We start from the raw sequence: 3,148 nt of genomic DNA, 5'->3' as shown, positions 1-3,148 counted from the left end.
CCCAGGCGCCGGCGCCGGCCGCCCCGGCGAGCAGCAGGAAGGGCAGCATCGGCAGTCCGGGCATCAGCGCCAGCACCGCCGCCGCGCCCGAGGCGAGCGCGAGCGGCTTCGGGCTGCCGGCGAGCTCGCGCAGCACCGCCTTGTCCGCGCTGCCGTCCACACCCGCCTTGGTGACGACGATGCCGGCGGCGGTGGAGACCAGGAGCGCCGGGATCTGGCTGACGAGACCGTCGCCGATCGTCAGCAGCGTGTAGGTGGTGGCCGCGTCGCCGAGCGCCATGCCCTGGCGCCCGACGCCAAGCGCGAGCCCGCCCGTGATGTTGATCAGCGTGATGATCAGTCCGGCGATCGCATCGCCGCGCACAAACTTGGCGGCGCCGTCCATCGCGCCGAAGAAGGCGCTCTCCTCCTCGAGCTGCTTGCGCCGCGCGCGCGCGCCCGCCTCGTCGATCAGCCCGGCCGAGAGATCGGCGTCGATCGCCATCTGCTTGCCGGGCATCGCGTCGAGGCTGAACCGTGCGGCGACCTCGGCGATGCGGCCCGAGCCCTTGGTGATGACAACGAAGTTCACCAGCACCAGGATCGCGAACACGATCAGCCCGATCACCACGTCGCCCGCCATCAGGAACCCGCCGAAGGCGGCGATCACCGCGCCTGCGGCCTGCGGCCCCTCGTGGCCGGACGAGAGGATCAGCCGGGTGGAGGCGATGTTCAGCCCGAGCCGCATCAGCGTGGTGATCAGCAGGATGGTCGGGAACGAGGTGAAGTCGAGCGGGCGGTGCATCAGCACCGCGGTCATCAGCACGAGGATCGAGGAGGTGATCGAGACCGCGAGGCCGAAATCGAGCAGCAGGGTCGGCAGCGGCACGACCAGGATGACGACCAGCAGGCCGACACCGAGGGCCATCAGCACGTCCGAGCCCGGACGCGCCTCGCGCAGGCGATCGAGCAGCCCCGATCCGGCGGCGGCCGCCGCCCGTGTCTGCGCCTCCGCCGCCATGCTCAGGTCAGGCCGGCACGCGGTCCGCGAGCCCGGCCGCCGGCACCTTCACGCCGGCCGCCGTGTACTCGCGCAGCTTGTTCCTGAGGGTGCGGATCGAGATGCCGAGGATCGCCGCGGCGTGGGTACGGTTGCCGAGGCAGTGCGTCAGCGTCTCGAGGATCAGGTCGCGCTCCACGTCGGCGACCGTGCGACCGACCAGTCCGGCGAGGGTGCCTGCGGGCGCGGAGGACGGCACCGCCCGCGCGGCATGGCCGTTGCCCGCCGCGGCAGGAACCGCCGTCTCGTCCTGCGGCAGCTCGATCGCGTCCACGCCGATCGTCTCCCCGGTCGCCAGCAGCACCGCGCGATGGATCGTGTTCTCGAGCTCGCGCACGTTGCCGCGCCAGGGCTGGACCTCCAGCAGGCGCACCGCCTCGACGGAGAGCGGGCGATAGGCGAGCCCGTTCACCTCGGCATAGCGGCGCGCGAACATCTCGGCGAGCGGGGCGATGTCGCGCGGCCGCTCGCGCAGCGGCGGCACGGTGAGCGTGACGACGTTCAGGCGGAAGTAGAGATCCTCGCGGAACGTGCCCTTGCGCACCTCGGCCTCGAGCGGGCGGTTGGTGGTGGCGAGGATGCGCACGTTCACCTTGACGGGCTCGGAGCCGCCGAGCCGGTCGATCTCGCGCTCCTGGATGGCGCGCAGCAGCTTCGCCTGCAGCCGCACATCCATCTCGCTGATCTCGTCGAGCAGGAGCGTGCCGCCGTCGGCCGCCTCGAAGCGGCCGATGCGGCGCGCGATCGCGCCCGAGAAGGCGCCCTTCTCGTGGCCGAACAGCTCGCTCTCCAGCAGGTTCTCGGGGATCGCCGCGCAGTTGACGGCGATGAACGGGCCGGCCGCACGGCGCGAGCGGCGGTGGATGTGGCGCGCCATCACCTCCTTGCCGGTGCCGCTCTCGCCGCGGATCAGCACCGAGGCCTCGGAGGCCGCCACCTGCTCGGCGCGGCGCAGCGCGGCGAGCATCACCGGGTCGGCCGCCACCGGCGTGCGGCCGTCGCCGCCGATCGTCTCCAGCATCGCGGCGATCAGCTCGGCATCGGGCGGCAGCGGCAGGTACTCGCGCGCGCCGGCGCGGATCGCCGCGGCCGCGCGCACCGCATCGGCACGCGTACCGCAGGCGATCACGGGGGCGGCGATGCGCTCGGCCGCCATCGCCGCGATCAGATCCTCGATCGCGAGCTGCACGTCGCACAGCACCACGTCCGCCCCGCGTCCCGAGCGCAGCTGCGCGAGCGCGGAGACGACGTCATCCGCCTGGGTGATCCTCGCGCCACGCGAGATGGCGATGCGCGCCGCCTCGCCCAGCTCCGCCGACATCGATCCCACGATCATCACGCGCATGGCAGCGCTCCCGTCTCTGTCCGCACCGCTCGGCGTCAGGCGCCGCGATCCGCCTTCACGATCTCGGTCATGGTCACGCCCAGCCGGTCGTCGTCGACCATCACCACCTCGCCGCGCGCCACCAGACGGTTGTTGACGTAGATGTCGATCGCCTCGCCGAGCTTGCGGTCGAGCTCCACCACCGCGCCGCGGCCGAGCTTCAGAAGCTGGCTCACCTGCATCACCGACTTGCCGAGCACGGCCGAGACCTGCACCGGGATGTCGTAGACCGCCTCGAGGTCGCGCACCGAGCGCATCGGCTGCGGCTCGGCCTCGGCGGGCGGGGTCGGCGCGGGTTCGAGATCCTTGAGGTCCATCGGGTCGTTGCTCATCACGCGCTCTCCTGCATCGCGGAAACGGGGGGTTCGGCGCCGAACGCCTCGGCGAGGATGCGCCGCGTCGCGGCCGCGACGGCGGCGAGATCGAGCCGCGCCTCGCCCGAGCTCCAGGCGACGCGCACGATGCGCGCATCGAGCGAGGGATCAGGGATGACCGCCCGGGGCAGATCGGCGCCCGAGCGGGATGCGGCCTCGCGCAGGGCGGCGGCGACGCGGTCGGCGACCGCGGGGGCGGCGGCCACCTCGAGTGCGATCTCGGAGCCGAGGCTTGCGCGCAGTTCCGCGAGCAGCGTGGCCGCCTGCGCCGGCAGCAGGTGTGCGGCATGCTCGGCCGCCTGCGCCGCGATCGCGGCGAGCACGGCCTCCGCCAGGCGCGCGAGCGTGCGC

At 73.1% G+C, this 3,148-nt stretch carries 4 protein-coding genes; all 4 read right to left on the bottom strand.

The genetic code is table 11. From position 1 onward, the window contains the following. Positions 1–1,000 (bottom strand): FHIPEP family type III secretion protein (locus FK498_RS18155; protein ID WP_202614923.1); only part of this gene is annotated, 1,000 nt, incomplete at its 3' end. Positions 1,001–1,007: 7 nt separating this feature from the next. Further along, positions 1,008–2,384 carry a sigma-54-dependent Fis family transcriptional regulator gene (locus tag FK498_RS18150; RefSeq protein WP_141857047.1) on the bottom strand — a complete coding sequence of 459 codons (1,377 nt, stop codon included), beginning with the start codon at positions 2,382–2,384 and terminating at the stop codon, positions 1,008–1,010. Between the two features lie 35 nt (positions 2,385–2,419). Beyond that, a complete protein-coding gene (gene fliN, locus FK498_RS18145) occupies positions 2,420–2,740 on the bottom strand; it encodes a flagellar motor switch protein FliN (RefSeq protein WP_370510917.1) in 321 nt (106 codons plus the stop codon). Between the two features lie 14 nt (positions 2,741–2,754). Next, the coding region (locus FK498_RS19560; RefSeq protein ID WP_202614922.1) for a hypothetical protein at positions 2,755–3,148 on the bottom strand (394 nt) is incomplete at its 5' end.

Origin of the sequence: Elioraea sp. Yellowstone (assembly GCF_006704265.1) — a bacterium.
GTDB lineage: Bacteria > Pseudomonadota > Alphaproteobacteria > Acetobacterales > Acetobacteraceae > Elioraea.
Note: the sequence above shows the minus strand (reverse complement) of the source record. Positions and strands in the feature narration are given on the sequence as shown.

What these genes read in the sequence shown, in the direction of transcription:
- FK498_RS18150 (WP_141857047.1), bottom strand. Translation starts at nt 2,384, where the DNA reads ATGCGCGTGATGATCGTGGGATCGATGTCGGCGGAGCTGGGCGAGGCG.
- fliN (WP_370510917.1), bottom strand. Translation starts at nt 2,740, where the DNA reads ATGGACCTCAAGGATCTCGAACCCGCGCCGACCCCGCCCGCCGAGGCC.